General features: G+C 64.4%; 1 pseudogene. It reads left to right on the forward strand.

Annotation, left to right across the window (positions count from 1 at the left end):
* Positions 1-348 (forward strand): annotated as a pseudogene (locus EIP75_RS24245) (TRAP transporter large permease subunit); the annotation flags it as partial.

Genomic DNA, 348 nt, shown 5'->3' on the forward strand with positions numbered 1-348 from the left:
CACCAGACGCCGCAGGTCAAGGCCTACCGGATGCTGGAGACCAGCTTCTTCGCGCTGTTCGAACTGGGCACCAGCAACCGCCCGCTGATCCTGCTGCTGATGGTGGGCATCGCCGCCATCACCACCACGCTGGGCTTTCACCACATCGGCATCCGCCCCGGCCACTACAGCCGTGACTACTGGCTGGGCTCGATCGCCATGTCGATCGCCTCGGGCCTGCTGTTGTTCTCGTGCGTGCGCTACTACCAGATCCTGCAGGGCTCGGGCGTCGCCATCGAGCACGAGGTCATCCACTGGCTGTGGATGGGCCTGTTCACCACCCTGCTGCTGATCAACCTCAAGCGCGTG

This window comes from Aquabacterium soli (genome assembly GCF_003933735.1).
Classification (GTDB): domain Bacteria; phylum Pseudomonadota; class Gammaproteobacteria; order Burkholderiales; family Burkholderiaceae_C; genus Aquabacterium; species Aquabacterium soli.